12 protein-coding genes are annotated in these 15,940 nt (G+C 69.2%); 4 read left to right on the forward strand and 8 right to left on the reverse strand.

The genetic code is table 11. The annotated features are described in order from the left end of the window. Positions 1–2: 2 nt before the first annotated feature. A complete protein-coding gene (locus QHF84_RS02745; RefSeq protein WP_281311570.1) occupies positions 3–1,691 on the reverse strand; it encodes a serine/threonine-protein kinase in 1,689 nt (562 codons plus the stop codon). Positions 1,692–1,747: 56 nt separating this feature from the next. After that, positions 1,748–1,978, reverse strand: coding sequence for a hypothetical protein (locus QHF84_RS02750; RefSeq protein ID WP_281311571.1), 231 nt, complete (start codon positions 1,976–1,978; stop codon positions 1,748–1,750). A gap of 92 nt (positions 1,979–2,070) precedes the next feature. On the opposite strand from QHF84_RS02750, the gene QHF84_RS02755 reads away from it, so the two are divergent. Beyond that, positions 2,071–3,039, forward strand: coding sequence for a hypothetical protein (locus QHF84_RS02755; RefSeq protein WP_281311572.1), 969 nt, complete (start codon positions 2,071–2,073; stop codon positions 3,037–3,039). A gap of 344 nt (positions 3,040–3,383) precedes the next feature. Here QHF84_RS02755 and QHF84_RS02760 read toward each other — a convergent pair whose 3' ends face one another. The 4 genes from QHF84_RS02760 to grxD are packed head-to-tail and all read right to left on the reverse strand — an operon-like array spanning position 3,384 to position 6,607. Next, the gene (locus QHF84_RS02760) at positions 3,384–3,659 is read right to left on the reverse strand and encodes an ATP synthase subunit I (protein ID WP_281311573.1); all 276 of its coding nucleotides are present in this window, start codon (positions 3,657–3,659) and stop codon (positions 3,384–3,386) included. Continuing rightward, positions 3,656–5,356: an amidohydrolase gene (locus tag QHF84_RS02765; protein ID WP_281311574.1), complete on the reverse strand. Its 1,701-nt coding sequence runs from the start codon at positions 5,354–5,356 to the stop codon at positions 3,656–3,658. The genes QHF84_RS02760 and QHF84_RS02765 overlap by 4 nt, the downstream gene beginning before the upstream one ends. 36 nt (positions 5,357–5,392) lie before the next feature. Continuing rightward, positions 5,393–5,653: a BolA/IbaG family iron-sulfur metabolism protein gene (locus QHF84_RS02770; RefSeq protein ID WP_281311575.1), complete on the reverse strand. Its 261-nt coding sequence runs from the start codon at positions 5,651–5,653 to the stop codon at positions 5,393–5,395. 21 nt (positions 5,654–5,674) lie between these two features. Beyond that, entirely contained in the window at positions 5,675–6,607 is a 933-nt protein-coding gene (gene grxD / locus QHF84_RS02775) for a Grx4 family monothiol glutaredoxin (protein WP_281311576.1), read from the reverse strand. Between the two features lie 188 nt (positions 6,608–6,795). Here grxD and QHF84_RS02780 point away from each other — a divergent pair, with 188 nt between their 5' ends. The 3 genes from QHF84_RS02780 to QHF84_RS02790 are packed head-to-tail and all read left to right on the forward strand — an operon-like array spanning position 6,796 to position 11,854. Continuing rightward, a complete protein-coding gene (locus QHF84_RS02780; RefSeq protein WP_281311577.1) occupies positions 6,796–8,229 on the forward strand; it encodes a VWA domain-containing protein in 1,434 nt (477 codons plus the stop codon). A gap of 30 nt (positions 8,230–8,259) precedes the next feature. After that, positions 8,260–9,105 (forward strand): hypothetical protein, encoded by an 846-nt coding sequence (locus QHF84_RS02785; RefSeq protein ID WP_281311578.1) that lies wholly within the window; start codon positions 8,260–8,262, stop codon positions 9,103–9,105. A gap of 58 nt (positions 9,106–9,163) precedes the next feature. Next, on the forward strand, positions 9,164–11,854 hold the full coding sequence (locus QHF84_RS02790; protein ID WP_281311579.1) for an ion transporter: 2,691 nt from the start codon (positions 9,164–9,166) through the stop codon (positions 11,852–11,854). 3 nt (positions 11,855–11,857) lie between these two features. On the opposite strand, the gene QHF84_RS02795 is transcribed toward QHF84_RS02790, so the two are convergent. Both QHF84_RS02795 and QHF84_RS02800 read right to left on the reverse strand, forming a co-directional pair. Continuing rightward, a complete protein-coding gene (locus QHF84_RS02795; RefSeq protein ID WP_281311580.1) occupies positions 11,858–12,661 on the reverse strand; it encodes a hypothetical protein in 804 nt (267 codons plus the stop codon). Positions 12,662–12,684: 23 nt separating this feature from the next. Continuing rightward, positions 12,685–15,888: a TonB-dependent receptor gene (locus QHF84_RS02800; protein ID WP_281311581.1), complete on the reverse strand. Its 3,204-nt coding sequence runs from the start codon at positions 15,886–15,888 to the stop codon at positions 12,685–12,687. Positions 15,889–15,940: the final 52 nt, after the last annotated feature.

A 15,940-nucleotide genomic window follows, 5' to 3' on the forward strand; every position in this document is an offset into this window, starting at 1 on the left:
CCTCAGTACGAGACGTCCATTTCGAGGATGACCGTCTGGATGCCCTCGATGACGCCGTCGCGGCGGGTCGGGTAGACGGTGACGGACGTGCGCTTGCTCGATACGAGGTCGACGAGCGTCGAGATGTAGCCCGATTGCAGCGGGGAGTACCAGGGAATGGCCCACGCCGGGATGCCCCGCTGCACGAAGGTGATCGTGCCCGGCGAGAACGAGTTCGCCTCCCATTCGCCAAAATCGTAATACCGCTGCGCGATGAGGCGGAAGCGCGCGGGGAAATCGTCGATCGTGCGGCCCTGGACGAACGAGCGATACGCGTGCTCGGCGTCGTACTTGGCCTGCGCGCGGCCCTGGCCCTGCGCGAAGACGTCGAGCTGGACGTTCGCGAGCGCGGCGCACCCGGAGCTCGCCGCGACGAGCGGGAAGAAATCGTAGAAGCTCGACGCGAGGAAGGGCTGCCCGAGGTATTCACGCAGGACCGGATCGCGGAACGAATTCGCGAGCATCTGCATCCCGCCTTCGAGGCGCGTCGAGACATAATGGAGCATGCCCTTGTAGGCGATGCCCTTCACCCGGAACGGGCTCCGGCCCGCCGGGCGCGGCAAGCGCTCGAACCAGCGGCGATCACTCGCCGGCGAGACGCTCGGCGGCGGGAGATCGACCATGCGGCTCGATCGAGGCTCGGGCGGCGGCGACGAGGGGCGCTGGCCCGAGGACTCGGACAGCTCGCGGAACGAGGCGATGCCCGGCATCGTGGCCGCCATGCCGAGCGTCGGATCCGACGAGGGCGGGGACGAGGGCGGGATCGAGGGGAAGATGTCCGCATACGCGCGCGAGCGAATGGAGGGCGGCGGGGGCTCGACGCTCTTCATGTTGGAGACGGCCTCGAGCGCAGCGGCGACCGCAGCGCCATCCGAGGGGCGCGCGCCGGGCTCCTTGGCGAGCATGCGCGCGACGAGCGCATCGAGGGGCTCGGAGACGTCATGGCGCATCGTGCGCAGGCGCGGAGCCTCCTCGGCGAGGAGCTTCGTGATGATGGCCATCGGGTGCGGGCCGTGGAAAGGAGGTTGGCCGGCCAAACATTCGTAGAGGAGGCAGCCGAGCGAGAAGACGTCGGCGCGCGCGTCGACGTACCGTTTGTCGCCGCGTGCCTGCTCGGGGGCCATGTATCCCGGGGTGCCGAGGACGTTGCCGGTGCGGGTGAGGCCACTCGACGCGTCGTCGAGGCGGGCGATGCCAAAATCGAGGAGGCGGACCTTGTCGATTGCGCCGTCGACGAGGAAGACGTTGCTCGGCTTGACGTCGCGGTGGACGATGCCACGCGCGTGGGCGGCGCCGAGGGCGACGGCGATGCGGCGCGCGAGGTCGATGCACTCTTCGAGGCGCAAAGGCTCGCGGGCGAGGCGCCGATCGAGGCTCTCGCCTTCGAGCCACTCCATCACGAGGTACGGCTCGCCGTCAGGCGAGATGCCATGCGTCACGTAGCGGACGACGTGCGGGTGCTCGAGCCCCGCAAGGGCCTTGGCCTCCTTGAGGAAGCGAGCCTGCGAGGTCATGTCGGGCGCATGGAGGACCTTGATCGCGACGAGCTTCGTCGTCTGTCGATCGAGCGCTCGATACACGGACCCCATGCCGCCGACGCCGGCGCGCTCCAGAATGGCGAAGCGTCCGTCAACGACGTCTCCCGTGCGCATGGGACCGGATGATGCCCGAAGGACATCGGCGGCATCAAGGTACTCGTGCGCTTCGTTCAAGCGACCCGGATCACCTCGTCCGGCTTCTGGGTCGGCGCGGGCGGATCCCGGATGACGGGCCGCTCGGGCGGCGGCTCGCCCGGGACGGGACTCGGAGGCGGCGGCTCCTCGATCGGCCCCTTGCGGATGCGAGGGTCCTCAGCCGGCGGCACCTCGGGCCGCTCGTGTGGCGTGGGAGGCGATTTTTCCTCCGTTCGAGTTGTCTCGATGGATCGCGTGGAGGTCATGCCCCGACGAACGCAAGCGTGGTGCCCAGGGCGCGTGTGCGTGCTCCGTCGGGCGCTTTACCGGGCCAATAACGACGAGTATCCTGGCGAGCATGGACCTCGAACGGATGCTGGAGAACTGCCGGCGTGATCAGTGGCGCGTCGGCGACCTCGACTGGAGCCGCAAGCCGCGGAGCATGTCGCGGGAGGACGAGATCGCGATCGTGCAGCTCTTCACCGACATGTCCGGGATCGAGCGGCTCGCAGGCGCGCTCTTCCGCGAGCAGGAGCGGCGCGTGGAAGATCCGACGCTGAAGGCGATCTTCCGGACGTTCGTCGTCGACGAGGTCCGGCACTCGCACGCAGCGCAGATGCTCGCGGATTTTTATGACGTTCACCATTACAAGCTGTATCGGCAGAGCCCGAGCCTGACGGCGTTCGCCCCGCATTTCGTGGACGCAATCCATTACCTGAGCGACGACGTGGCGAACGCCTACATCGTGGCCGGGGAGCTCATCCTGGACATCGCACTCCTGCGGTCGATCAACGATTTCGTGCACGACGAGATGAGCGAGGAGGCGATGACGCTCATCAACCGGGACGAGTCACGCCACATCGCGATCGACTATCACATGGCCGAGTATTACGGGTCCGAGGCATACGAGCAGCGGATGGCCGAGCGGCAGACGAAGCTCTCCCTCGCAGAGCGAGCACGGGGCGCAAAGGCGTTCGTGAAGCTGCTCCATCACGCGCATCCGTTCATCCGAGACGTGTTCCTCGACCCGATGAACTTCGTCGATCCCGAGGGCAAACGGCTCCGAGACGCGTTCAAGAGGATGCAGCTCCTCGGGCGGAAGGAGGAGACGCCGCGGCGGCCGTTCACGCGGTTTTTACGGCTGCTCCAGGACGGGGTCGATCACCCGCTCACGGGCCGGTTCGTCGGCGATCTGTTCGGCCGCGTCGGGGGCGTGGGCAAGGAGTTCATGGCCCGGCAATACGACGACGCCGAACTCAAGCGAGCCCGGCGCATGTCATACGAGGACATGGCCAAGGAAGCACTCGCCTCGAAGGAGACGAGCTAGCGAGCTGCGTCGCCGCCGGGGTTTCACCCCGGACCCCAGCAGGGGGCTGTCCGCCCCCTGCACCCCGGACCAGCGCAAGCGCTGGACTCGGGGTCGATGAACTGCGCGATGCGCAGTTCATCGAACAGCCGATGGCAAGACTGGCCCAGGCCGCCGCGCTGACGCTTCAACGGGCAACCCCGTCCCTGGTCTTGCCACCGGCCTGTGGGAAGAACTGCGCATCGCGCAGTTCTTCCCCAATCGGTCCAGGGCTTGCCCTGGTTCGGGTCGAGGGGCGAACAGCCCCCGCGGGGTCCGGGGCAGCGCCCCGGCGCGACGCTCCTGTCGTACAGGCGACTCGATCGTCAATTCGGTGGCGCACCGATCGTACGACGTCGAACCAATCTTGCCAGGACGAACCCGAGGAGGGAGGCGAGGAGCGGCATCGAGCCTGACTTGCCGATCACGCCGAACGCGACGCAGAGCAGGACGAGGCGGAGGGCGAAGATCACCGTGGGGCGCGCGCGCTCCCCCGTCTCGCGGTGGATGCGCTCGCCCTCGGTGATGGCCTTCGCGTGCGCCCAGCCGAGTGCGAAGCCGAGGGCGAGGAAGAGGAGCACGCGAAGGACGAGGTTCGTCATGGGGCCTCTGGTTTCGGGATCGCGGCGCCGAAGGCGACCTTGCCGCCCACGATGACGTGGTCGATCTTTGCGTCGAGCAGCGATCGATCTGCGGGGAGGACGCCGGAGAAGATGGTCAGATCGGCGACGTTGCCGGGCGCGATGCGGCCGTGGGTGGCCTCGGTGAAGGAGGCGTACGCCGGGCCTGTGGTGAAGGCGGCGAGCGCTTCGTCGAGCGTGACGCGCTGTTCTGGCATGAAGCCGCCTGGCGGGGCGCCCGAGGGATCTTGTCGGCTGATGGCGGCCCAGAGGCCGAGGAGCGGCGAGGGCTCCTCGACGGGGAAATCCGAGCCGAAGACGAGGCGCGCGCCGGCGTCGAGGAGTGAACGCCAGGCGTATGCGCCGCGCAGGCGCTCGGGGCCGAGGCGCGCTGGGGCCCAGGGCATGTCGCTCGTCGCGTGCGTCGGCTGCATGGAGGCGAGGACGCCGAGGGACGCGAACCGCGGGATGTCCTCGGGCGCGAGGACCTGCGCGTGCTCGATACGGAAACGAAGCGCGCGCGCCCGGCCCTCGCCGAGCGCGGCGAAGGCGTCGAGCACGTCGCGGTTCGCGCGGTCGCCGATGGCGTGCACGGCGAGCTGAAAGCCCGCGTCGGCGATGATGCGCGCGGCTTCGGTGAGGGTGTTTCGGTCTGCAATCGAGAGGCCCGTGCTCTTCGGCTCGTCGGCGTAGGGCGCGAGCAACGCGGCGCCGCGGGAGCCGAGCGCGCCGTCGGCGAAGAGTTTTACGCCGCGCAGGACGAACATGGCCGTGCCCTGCGGGTCGACGTCGGGCTTTCGTTGCGACAATGCGGCGAGGTTCGATCCTCCGGCGAGATAGGCGTACACGCGGATCGGGAGCCGGCCCTCGGATGCGAGCTTGCGATAGACGGCGATGGTCGCGTCGTCGATGCCCATCTCGTGCACGCCCGTGAGCCCGAGCGAGAGCGCGCGCTCGGACGCGCGCAGGATGCGGCGCTCGATCACCTCGGGCGGCTCGCCGGGGATCTTGGCCGTGACGAGGTCCATGGCATTGTCGATGAAGACGCCGGTGGGCGCGCCCGTGGCATCACGCAGGATGCGGCCGCCCGGGGGATCGGCGGTCTTCGCGTCGACGCCGGCGAGGCGCAGGGCCGCCGCGTTGGCCCAGAGGGCGTGCCCGTCGATGCGGGTGAGCGCGACGGGGTGGTCGGGCGAGGCCACGTCGAGCGGCGCGTGCGTGGGGAACGTGGCGGGGGTGAAGAGGTTTTGATCCCAGCCGCGGCCGGTGATCCATTCGCCCGGCGCGCGGCTCTTCGCCTCGGCCGCGACGAGGCGGGCGACGTCCTCGGGGCTCTTTTTGCCGCGGACGTCGAGGCTCTCGAGCGCGGCGCCGAGGCCGTGGAGATGGCAATGGCCGTCGACGAGGCCGGGAATCACCGTACGCCCGGAGAGCCGCTCCACGCGCGTCTCCGGGCCGATGAACGCGCCTACCTCGGCGTCCGTACCGACGGCGACGATTCGATCGCCCCGCACGGCGATCGCGCTCGCCTCGGGGCGCGCCGGATCCAGGGTGCGCACGGCGCCGCCCAGAAGGACGAAATCCGCGGGGGTTTGCGATTGCGCGGAAGGCTTGGGGGCTCCGCCACAGCCGAGGGCCAGGGGCGCGAGGGTCGCCGCGAGGAGGGCGCTTCGGAACATCGTGCCCACTCTAGCAGCAGCGAGGGCGTGGGAGCGTCACGTGGGGACTTTGGTATTCAGTTTGTCGACGGCGTGCACGGGGGCGTCATTTCCCGCCATGAGGTGCGCGATCGCGCCGAGGACGATGCGGTGCTTCTCCAGCGTGCTCTTGCCCGCGAAGACCTTGCTCGTGACGGAGATCTCGAAATGCCCTCCCCCGCCCTGCACCTCCACCACGGCGTCGTTGATCTTTTCCTTGATGGCCTGCTCGATCGCCGCGGGGATCGAGCCCTGGAACGTGGTCATGTGGTACGACACGCGCGTTTCCTCCGAGATTCGTCAATACCGCGGAACCGAGGGGTCGACCACGACCGACCAGGCGTCGATGCCTCCCTCGAGATTGTACACCCTGGAAAAACCTCGCCCCACGAACGCCTCGGCCGCCGAGCGGCTGCGGCCGCCGTGGTGGCAATGGAAGACGATCGGCGTGTCCTTGGGCAGCGCTTCGAGCCGCTCGAGCTCGGCCTGGTCGAGGAGCTTCGCCCGCTCGATCCGCGCAATGGCGCGCTCCTTGTCGGTGCGCACGTCGATGAGCTCGAACGTCTCGCCCGCGTCGAGCATCTCCTTCAACTTGCCCACGGAGAGCTGCCGGACGCGCGGAGGCTCGTTCGGGTTCTCGATCTTGAAGCCGGCGCCCTCGGGGCCTTCGACGAAATCGATGGAGACGCCGTCGGCCCGGCGCGCGCTCGCCTTGTCGACGAGGACCGTGATGCCGCCCGCGTCGACCTCGACATCACCCTCGGCGCGCGGCCCGAAATAAAGCCCATACTCGAAGCGCGGGCTCACCTCGAAGCGGAGGAGCTCGCCCGGCGCTTCCTTCGCCGCCTCGTCGAATGCACGCTTGGCGGATGCGCTGATCGTGATCTTCAGCGCCTTCACTTCGCCGCCGGGCCCCGAGGCGCCGAGCTTCTGGGCGAGCTCGCCGCTCTCGCGCATCTCCCGCACGATGTCGGCCCCGCCGACGAACTCACCGTCGATGTAGAGCTGCGGGATCGTGGGCCAGCTCGCGTAGGCCTTGATGCCCTCGCGAATCTCGGGATCTTCGAGGACGTTCACCGTCGTGTAGCTGGGAAGCACCTCGTCCAGGATCTGCACGACGGCGCCCGAGAACCCACATTGGGGAAACCGGCGCGAGCCCTTCATGAAGAGCACGACCCGGTCGGACCGAACGAGCGCCTCGATACGCTGCTTGAGCGGTTCACTGAGATTCATCTGTTTCCCTCGATCGGTCGGGACTCTCGCACGTCTCGAAACGTGACGCTACGTCATTTAGACCGAACGGTTCGCCCGTCCGTAGACGTGCGCCACGGATGTTCGTCGCCCCGGCGCTCCCCTTCGCGAGCGCCGGAGGGGCGATGTTTCCACGCGCCGCGTGTACGGCGCGTCCGGACGAGTGTGTCATGACGAACCGGTGGCTTCGTGTCCCTCGCACCCGCCGCGCGCTCGCGGCGAGCCTGCTCGCGCTTTGTGCCGGTGGGCTCATCCTGCACAGGGCGCCGCTCGGCGCGCGTACGAACGTGGCGTTCGCGAGCCCGAGCGAAGGAGGCACGGGCGCGACGTTCTCGGGGCACGGCGCGCGCGGGTCGATCACGCTGACGCAGTCGCGCGTGTTCGGCGGGAGCGAGGCGCGGATCTCGGCGGTGCTCCGGATCGCGGCGGATCGTTCGGACGCGCGGGAACGGGCGCCGCTCGCGCTCGCGATCGTGCTCGATACGTCGGGCTCGATGATGACCGAGAGCAAGATGAAGCAGGCCAAGGACGCGGTGGCGGAGCTCGTCCGCGAGCTACGCGACGACGATCAGATCACGCTGGTGCGGTACGCGTCGGACAGCGAGGTCTTGCAGCCGCTCGCGCGCGTGGGGGACGTGCGGGAGCGGCTCCTCGCGCGGGTGGAAGAGCTCTTGGCGAGCGGCGGGACGAACATCCCGCCGGCGCTGTCGCTCGGCATGGAGTCGCTCGCGAATGCGTCGCCGGGGCGCGTGAAACGGGTGGTTCTGGTGAGCGACGGGCTCGACAACGGGCGCCTCGCGGCGGAGCGGATCGCGCGGGACGGGGCGGAGGATCGGGTGACGGTGTCGTCGCTCGGGATCGGGCTCGATTTCGATCCAGGGTACATGGGCGGGGTCGCGGAGGCGGGGCGCGGGAATTTCGCGTTCGTGAAGGATGGAACGGCGCTGCGAACGTTCTTGCGTCGCGAGCTCGAAGAGACGGCCGCGACGACGGTCGAGGCGACGGAGGCGCGGCTCGTGCTGCCCGAAGGCGTGCGGTTCGTCCGGGCGATCGGCGCGGAGGCGCGGACGGAAGGCGACGGGCGCGAGGTGACGCTCCGGATCGGGTCGCTGTTCGCGGGGGACGAGCGGCGCGTGGTCTTGGAGCTCGCGGCGAACGCGGAGGCGGGGGAGAAACTCGCGATCGGGGGCGAGGTGGGGTGGTCGCTCGTGGGCGGAGAGCGGACGCGCGTGGCGCTGTCGCCGCTCGCTCTGCAAGGGACGGCGGACGCGCGGGAGGCGGAGCTCAGCGTGGATCGGGCCGCGTTCGCGGAGGCGACGAGCGCGCTCGCGTCGAGCCGGCAGCTCGAAGCGGCCAAGGCGCTGGAGCAAGGCGACATGCAGGCGGCGCAGCGGATCGTCGACGAGAACATCGGCGCGCTGAGGGCCGCGGCGGAAGCGGCGCCGGCGCCGGCTGCGACGGCGATCCAGGCGCAGGTCGACGCGTACGAGCGGGCGAAGAAGGAGATCCACGCGGCGCCGCCGAAGAGCGCGGGCGCGAAGGCGGCAGCGCGGAGCATGGCGGACAAGGAGTTCTCGAACCTCGGCCGGGCCGCGGCGTACTGAACGACGAACCCGTTGGAGATCCAAGGAATCATGCGGAAGTTTGCCCTCCTCGTGGCCGCGGCGGCGGCGTTCGGTTTGTGGCCCTTTGCGGGGCGGATCGGGCTCGTGACGGGATCGATCGCGCTGCTCGGGCTCGGGGTTTTGCTCGCGCTCGCGGCGAGCGCGACGATCGATGGCCTCGCCGCGGCGGGCGGGGCGCTCGGGGCGCTGTCGGCGGCGCTCGTGGGAAATGCGTCACCGGCTGCGGCCGGCGCGGCGCTCGTGGCGCTCGCATACGCGGAGCGGACGACGCGGGTGAAGGCCGGGACGGCGCGGCTCGTGCACGTGGGCGGCGCGCTCGTGGCAGGCGCGCTCGCGGGGACGATCACGGCGGCCTACGGGAGCGGATCACCGGCGATTCGTGTGGTCGCGGCGCTGGTCGCGGCCGTGCTCGCGGCGCTGCCGCTCTTCGTGGAGGCGGATGATCCCGTGGCGTATGCGCTCGACGGGCTCGCGGAGGATTGTGGCGAGGAGGCGGGCGCGGCCTTGCGAGAAGGCGCGGCGCTGCGGCGGCACGTGGACGAACGGCTGCTCGACGCGGCGGCCGCGCGTGAGGTGCGCGCGAGCTGGAAGGCGCTCGTGCGACTCGGCGAGGCGCGGGCGCGGCTCGAACGAGCGCGGGCCGGAGGAAAAGGCGCGATCGCGGACGCGCCCGGAGCGGTGGCGCGGCGCGTGGATCAACGCATCGGCGCGCACGTGGCGGCGCTGCGGCGCGCGTATCTGCTCGCGGACACGGCGCACGCGGCGGAGGCGAGCGAGGACGTGCGGGCGCTCGAGGTCGTGCAAGCGACGGGGGAGAAGCTCGAAGCGACGAGCGAAGCGCTGATCTCGTCGTGACGGGCATGCGCGGAGGCGGCTGGAAACGCGGGCCGCCGGGGGTCTATGCTGCCGCGCGATGGCCCCTCGGGCACCGAGCCTCCCCCGCCGTGTCGCCGCGCTGCTCGACAAACGTCCGGTCAAGATCGGGCTCGCGATCTGCATCCTCGTCTCGCTCCTGCCGATGCCCCGGCTGGAGAGCGCGCTCCGGCCCGTCTTCCTCGCGCTCTTCACGACCGAGCTCGCGCTGCGCTGGATCGCCCTGCGCCGGCCCCGCGAGGAGATCCGGCGCTTCGAATGGTTTTTCCTGGTCGTCGATCTGCTCGCGCTCCTGAGCTTCTTGCCCTTCGAGCAGATCGGCGATCCCAGGTACGTAGCTCCCCTGCTCTCGCTCCGGCTCGCGCGGCTCCTGCTCCTCTTGCGCTTCGCGCGCGAGCTCGCGGCCGACGTGTACTCGATCGTGACGCGGCGCGAGCAGCTCCAGCAGTTCGGGCTCGTGACGGTGGCCGTCTGGTCGCTCGCGTTCGGCTCGGCGGTGGTGCTGGATCACCTGGCGATCAACTACGATTACACGGGCAGCGGGCTCGCGGCCGACGCCGATTTCATCGATCGGGTGTGGTGGGCCTTCCGGCAGCTCGAGAGCGCGGACAACCTGGTCGGGACGATCAAGGTGCCGGCGCCGATCGCGGTGCTCTCGCTGGGGCTCACGATCGTGGGCGTGTTCGTGGTGTCGTTCATCATCGGCATCGGCTCGAACATCGTCGATCAGGTGGTGCGGGCCGAGCGGCGGCGCACGGTCGACTACGACGAGCACTCGCTGGTGATAGGTCCCGTGCACGACGCGGAGATGCTCGTGCGGGAGTTCGCGCGGCTCTACGAGCGGAACCGGATCCTGCGGAGCTTCTTCCGGCCGATGGAGATCCTGCAATGGCTGCGGGGGCGCGGCGCGATGCCGCGAAGGCACGCGCTCCCGCGGATGGCGCTGCTCGGGACGACGGAGGATCCGCCCGGCTACCTCTACGAGCCGATGATGCGGTGGGTGATGTACCGCGAGGGCGACGGCTGGGATCCGGACGCGCTCGCGCGGGTGTCGGCGGCGACGGCGAAGCGCGCGATCCTCCTGTCCCGCGCGGATGCGGGGCCCGACGCGGACGCGGTGACGACGATGACGCTCGCGTCGTTCCGCGCGCAGAACCACGACGCGCAGGTGTTCGTCGAGGTGGTGGAGAGCGAGAACCGCGCGCTCGTGATGGCGATCGGTGGACCTCATACGTTCCCGCTCGACATGCCGCGTTTTCTAGGACTTTTTCTGTGTCAGCACCTGGTCACGCCGGGGGTCGAGGCGCTGTACGCCGACCTCATGACGGCCGACGGGTCCGAGTTCTACACGCACATGTTCGTGGAGCCCGGCGAGGCGGAGGCGATCGAGGCGCTCGGCGGCGAGGACGGGTTCGTGTCGTTCGAAAGGCTCGCGCGCGCGGCGTACGAGGAGCGCGGCGTGCTGCTCACGGGGGTGTTCCTGGGGAAGGCGACGCCGCGGCGGACGCGCGGGCTCGTGCCCGTGGCGAACCTCGAGCAATGGCTGAATCCGCTGCGGGATCCGGAGGAGGGCTCGGGCGCGTGGAAGCTCGGGGCGCGGGCCGGGAAGATTCCGACGAAGCTCCTGCGCGGGATCATCGGCGTGACGGCGACGTACGCGCCGCTCCGGCGGTACGGGCGAGATCTCGTGATGGGGCGCGGGATCACGCCGTTCGGTCAGGAAAAACCAGCGCCGCGCGCGGAGGTGTGCGCGTGGGCCGAGGACACGCACATGGCGCGGGGGCTGCTCTCGCGCGTGCTCGTCGTGGGGTACAGCGCGGCGCTGCCGTCGATGGTGCAGGAGCTCGCGCGGTTCATGCCAGGCGTGGACGCGACGCTCGTGCTCGGCGAGCGCGGCGACGAGCGGATGCCCCTCGCGATGCGCCTCGCGTCGCTCGGAATCGGCATCGAGCGGGACGTGCCGCCGCCGGGGCGCGAGGGCGTGACGATGCCGCTCGAGCACGGGGGGCGGGTGACGGTGTACACGCAACGCGGGCACGATCTCGCCTCGTTCGCGGTGGAGTGCGCGAAGAAGGGCGGGCCGATCGGGGCGGTGATCTTCCTGAGCGAGCCCGACGCGGTGGATCGGGACGCGCGGACGACGATGCGTCTGCTCCGGTTCGTGGGCGCACTCGAACGCGGCGAGCTCGCGCGGGGCGAGCGGCTGCACGTGCTCGCGGAGTTCGCTTCGGTGCAGAAAGGCGAGCACGCACGAAGGCTCGTGGACGCGGAGAGGTGCGGGTTCGCCTCGGGGAGGCTCCGGCTCTCGCTCGTGAGCACCGACCGGATCAAGAACTACTTCATGGTGCACAGCGCGTTCGTGCCGGGCGTGACCGCGCTCTACGACGAGATCCTCGGCGAATATGGGCAGGAGATCGTGCGGCTCGAACCGGGCGAGCTCGCGGCGGGCGCGGAAGGCGCGGTGCGGTTCGACGAGCTCCGGGAGGCGCTCGCGTCGCGGCAGGTGATTCCGATCGCGATCGAGCGGCGGGCGCTCGACGAGCACGCGCGGGAGCGGGTGGAGGTGCTGCTCAATCCGCCGCGGAATCGGGTGTTCGATCTGTCGGAGATTGTCGCGCTTTATGCGCTGGCGGAGAGCCGTGATCTCGAGGAGCCGGCGGCGCGGGCAGCACGGGAGCGAGCGCCCGCGCCGCGGAAGGTCGGGCCGTTCGGGGCCCCCGTGGACGCCTGAGGATCAGGGCGCGGCGCGCGGGGTCTCGTCGAGGACGCAATAGAGCAGCGTGGGATCACATTTCACGCGGTAATCGGGGTTGATGCCGGAGGGCGTGCGGCCCTCGGCGGAATTCCCCTTCGGATCGCAGAGCGCGTCGTCCGGCTCGTTCGTGGGTTTGCCGTCGGCGCCCGCTTTCGCGCAATGGACGGCCGGGAAGAGCGCGACGAACGTGTACGTCGCCGAGCAACCCTCCACGAGGTCCTCGTACTTCATCGAGCCGACCATCTGCGTGCCCGGCGCGGCGGCCGTGACGTAAATGGAAAGGTTTTCCCAGGTTTGTCGGAGCCTCTTCGCGGGGAGCGTGACCGGGTTTCCCATGCTGTCCATGACCTCGGCCTCCGGGAGGTCGAGCTCGGCGGCCGCGAGCGCGGTCGTGCCGGATGCGCCGCCGGCATAACAGAGATCACGCTCGTCGGGGTTCGTCGAGTACGCGCCGAAGGCATAAGGCACGTCGTCCTCCCCTGCCCCGAGCCCCTCGCGCTCTCGAATGAGGCCGCCGAACGTGTCGGACTGGACGGCGATGCTGCGTTTGTCGTAATCCGCGAGGGTCCGATCGTCGTTCGGCGCGAGGAACGAGGCGACGCCAATCTCCTCGCCGACGAGGTCGGCGCAGGAGCCCGTGCCCTCCACGAGCGTGTATTTCGCGATGAACGGGCCGTGCCCGACGACGCACTGGATCGGGGGCTGCGAGCACGACGCGCCGCCGAACGAGGCCAAAGCCAGGCCGAGGCCTGCCGCCGCGAGGAAGGAATGACCTTTCTTCATGGTTTGTCTCCTCGTCCGCACGTTCAGAAGGTCACCCGCGCATTGAAGCGGACCTGCCGCGGGAGCTGGAAGCCGTTGGGGTTGCCGAAATTGGGGTTTTTGTCGACGTCGTCGAAAGGCTGGCCGTCCCAGTAGACGAGCTTGCCTTTCGCGGCCGGGAGGTCGCCCATGGTGCCTCCGGCGATGGGGCGGACGTCGGCGAACGTGTAATTGGAATCGACGCCGGTCACGGCCTGGAAGTTGAAGATGTTGAAGACGTCGACGCCGAAGGTGACGGTCTGGTCCTTGCCGAGCTTCAAGCCGGCCGTGACGTTCGTGTCGATCGAATGCACCCAGGGCGTCCGGCCGCCCTCGCCGCGCGGCAAGATGAAGACCTCGCCCGTGAGGTATTGCGGGTGCGCGCCGAGGACGTTGATGGGCGTGCCCGAGCGGGCGGTGTAGCTGCCGCCGACGCTGATCGAGATGTTGCCGGGCAGAATGAACTCCTTGGCGCCGAAGATCTTGAGCGAATGGGTGCGGTCGCCGGGGAGCGGGCCCTCGCGGTTCGGCAGGAGCGAGATGAGGTCGAAATCCGAGTTGATGTTCGGATCGAGCTGCTGGGTCTCGGGCCGGAAGAGGCCGGCGAGGTTGCCGCGCAGGTAGGACGCGGTGTAACTCGCCTGCGCGAGCCAGCGGTTCGCGAACGCCTTCTCGAAGAAGATCATGAACGAGTCGTAATCGCGGACGGCCTCGGGGAAGTCCTTGGCGATGCCGTGGCCGGGATTGCCGATGAAATAGGTGTTCGCCTCGTCCCGGCTCATGTCCTCGACGGCATAATTGAGCGATTGATGCGTGTACGCGCCGCCGATCTTCGCGCCCTGGAAGAGCTCGTATTCGCCGCCGACGACGAGCTGATCGGAGGATTGTGGCTTGATGTCCGGATCGACGGGGACGCGGTCGGAGCCGGTGGCGCCGAATTTTCGGGTCGGGTCGCTGTTGCCGGTGATCGTGATGAGGTTGTTCGGGTCGTCGCAAGCGCCGCGGACCTGCGCGGGATCCCGCGGATTGCAGACGTCGGAGCCGCGGAGGGAGTAGATCTGGAGCTCGCCGGGGAAGGAGCGGTCGACGAGGTTCAGGGTGATGGCCTGGTAAAACCGCGCGAAGTTGCCGAAGACCTTGGCGCGGCCCTGCTTCGTCGGATCCCAGATGACGCCGACGCGCGGTGACCACTGGTTCGGGAGCGTCATGCCGATGCGGCCGTCATTGCCGGTGACGACCTGCGCGTCATAACGGACGCCGAGGTTCAGGGTGACGCGCTCCATGATGCTCCAGCTATCCTGGACGAACCCGCCAATGGTATAAGAGCGCGAGGTGGTGGAGAACGAGTTCAGGAAGACGGGGCGGTCGGGGCCTTCCAGGAAGCCGAAGCGGCGCGCGTCGAGGAAAAATGCGCCGTCGGAGGTCTCGCGGAGCGCATTGCCGCCGCTCACGCCGCGGGCGCTCGTGTAATCGAGGGCCTCGAAATCGACGCCGGCCTTGACGATGTGCTGGCCGAGCAGGCTGCCGATCGCGGTGAAGATGGCGCGGCCCTGGATGCGGTTCTGCGTGGCCTGCCGCAGGAGGCCGGGGCCGCCCGTGAAGTAGTTGACGACGGGGCAATAAAGCGCCGCGATCTCCTGGCTGCCGCCGGGCGCGCATTGCTCGCGCGCGGCGGCCGGGAGGGTCTCGAATTCGGTGATCGGGTATCGCCCGCCCGTGGACCTGCGCCACGCGACGCTCGGGATCCCCGCGATGGTGCCCGACGAGCCGATCTCGGAGACGCCGCTGCCGTCGGCGGCGGCCTGGGTGAGCGAGCCGTAGACCCAGCCGATCGTGGTGTCGAGCAGATACTTCTTGTCGGCGAAGGACGAGGAGGTCTTCAGGACGACGTTGTTCGAGAAAGACTCGTTGATCCCGCCGAACGCCGCGTAAGGCCCTTGCAGGTTCGGCGCCGAGCCGCCGGTCTGGAGGTTGAACGGATAATCGCCGTTGCCGCCGGAGGTCTGCGGGACGCCGAAGACCGAGAGCGAGACGTTGTGGTCCTGATGGGCCTTCCACGTGAGCTTGCCGATGTACTGGTACGTCCGGTTCGTCGCATAGTAGGTGCGCGCCGTCCCGGGCAGGACCGAGGTCTCTTGGAATCCGGTCTCCGGATCGCGGATCGGAATGGGGTTTCCCATCGAATCCTCGGCCGGCGTGCCGTCGGGATTTTCGACGTAGAGGAGCTTGTTCAGCGTGCGATCGAGGCGCGTCTTCTGGATCGCGAGGCTCGCGCCGGTGAAGAACCAGAGTTTGTCGCGCAGGATGGGGCCACCGAGTTCGAAGCCGATGTCCTGGATGGTGGCGAGGCTCGGGCTCGTCTGGATGGTGCTGCCCTCGCGCGGAATGCGGGTGCGGCGGCCCTCGAGGGCGCCGGGCGTGATCGCGCTGAAGAAGGAGCCGTGGAACTCGTTCGAGCCGCTCTTCGTGACGACATCCATGACGCCGCCGATCGAGCGGCCATATTCGGGCAAATAGCCGGCCGTGATGACATTGACCTCGCGGACGAACTCGCTGGAGAGCGGCGTGCCGAGGATGCCGAAGGCGGCGTCGTTGGCGGAGAGGCCGTCGATGATGAAGCCGTTCTCCGGGGAGGTCGTGCCATTGACGGCGACGCCGTAGGTGTCGGTGAAGGTGCCGGGGGCGATGGTGGCGAGGCCCTCGAAGGAGCGCGTCGCGCCGCCTTTTCCGGTCGGAGGGTTCGTCGGGACGCGCCGGGTGAACTCGGGGCCGACGCTGGTCTTGACGCCGGTCGTGTAATCAATCACGGGCGGGGTGGCCTCCACGAGGATCACGATGCCGTTTTCGAGGGTCTCGGGGAGGATCTGGATCTGGACGAGGGCCGTGCCGCCCGCGCGGAGCGTGAAGGGCTTGGAGGCATAAGGCCGGAAGCCCGCCCCGCCGTCGGCGCGAATGACGTATCCGTCGCCGGGCGGCAGGCTCGGGATGCGATAATTGCCCGCCTTGTCGGTCACGGCGATCTCCTCGCCCTGGAGCGCGGGCGAGGTGGCCGTGACGACGATGTCCGGCACCGGCTTGTTCGTCTCGGCATTGATGACCTTGCCCTGAACGGTGGCACCGCCCTGCGCGAGCGCCTCGCTGCCGAAGCAGACGATCGCCGTGGCGAGGGCCGGCGCGCAGAGGAGATAAACTCGATTCGGCCGTCTCACGTGGACCTCCCTCGAGCCCGCCCAGCGGGCTCGGCGGTCCAAAGAGCAGCGA

The sequence above is a fragment of the Polyangium sp. y55x31 genome (genome assembly GCF_029946505.1).
Lineage (GTDB): Bacteria > Myxococcota_A > Polyangia > Polyangiales > Polyangiaceae > Polyangium.

What these genes read in the sequence shown, in the direction of transcription:
- QHF84_RS02745 (WP_281311570.1), bottom strand. Translation starts at nt 1,691, where the DNA reads ATGCGCACGGGAGACGTCGTTGACGGACGCTTCGCCATTCTGGAGCGC.
- QHF84_RS02750 (WP_281311571.1), bottom strand. Translation starts at nt 1,978, where the DNA reads ATGACCTCCACGCGATCCATCGAGACAACTCGAACGGAGGAAAAATCG.
- QHF84_RS02755 (WP_281311572.1), top strand. Translation starts at nt 2,071, where the DNA reads ATGGACCTCGAACGGATGCTGGAGAACTGCCGGCGTGATCAGTGGCGC.
- QHF84_RS02760 (WP_281311573.1), bottom strand. Translation starts at nt 3,659, where the DNA reads ATGACGAACCTCGTCCTTCGCGTGCTCCTCTTCCTCGCCCTCGGCTTC.
- QHF84_RS02765 (WP_281311574.1), bottom strand. Translation starts at nt 5,356, where the DNA reads ATGTTCCGAAGCGCCCTCCTCGCGGCGACCCTCGCGCCCCTGGCCCTC.
- grxD (WP_281311576.1), bottom strand. Translation starts at nt 6,607, where the DNA reads ATGAATCTCAGTGAACCGCTCAAGCAGCGTATCGAGGCGCTCGTTCGG.
- QHF84_RS02780 (WP_281311577.1), top strand. Translation starts at nt 6,796, where the DNA reads ATGACGAACCGGTGGCTTCGTGTCCCTCGCACCCGCCGCGCGCTCGCG.
- QHF84_RS02785 (WP_281311578.1), top strand. Translation starts at nt 8,260, where the DNA reads ATGCGGAAGTTTGCCCTCCTCGTGGCCGCGGCGGCGGCGTTCGGTTTG.
- QHF84_RS02790 (WP_281311579.1), top strand. Translation starts at nt 9,164, where the DNA reads ATGGCCCCTCGGGCACCGAGCCTCCCCCGCCGTGTCGCCGCGCTGCTC.
- QHF84_RS02795 (WP_281311580.1), bottom strand. Translation starts at nt 12,661, where the DNA reads ATGAAGAAAGGTCATTCCTTCCTCGCGGCGGCAGGCCTCGGCCTGGCT.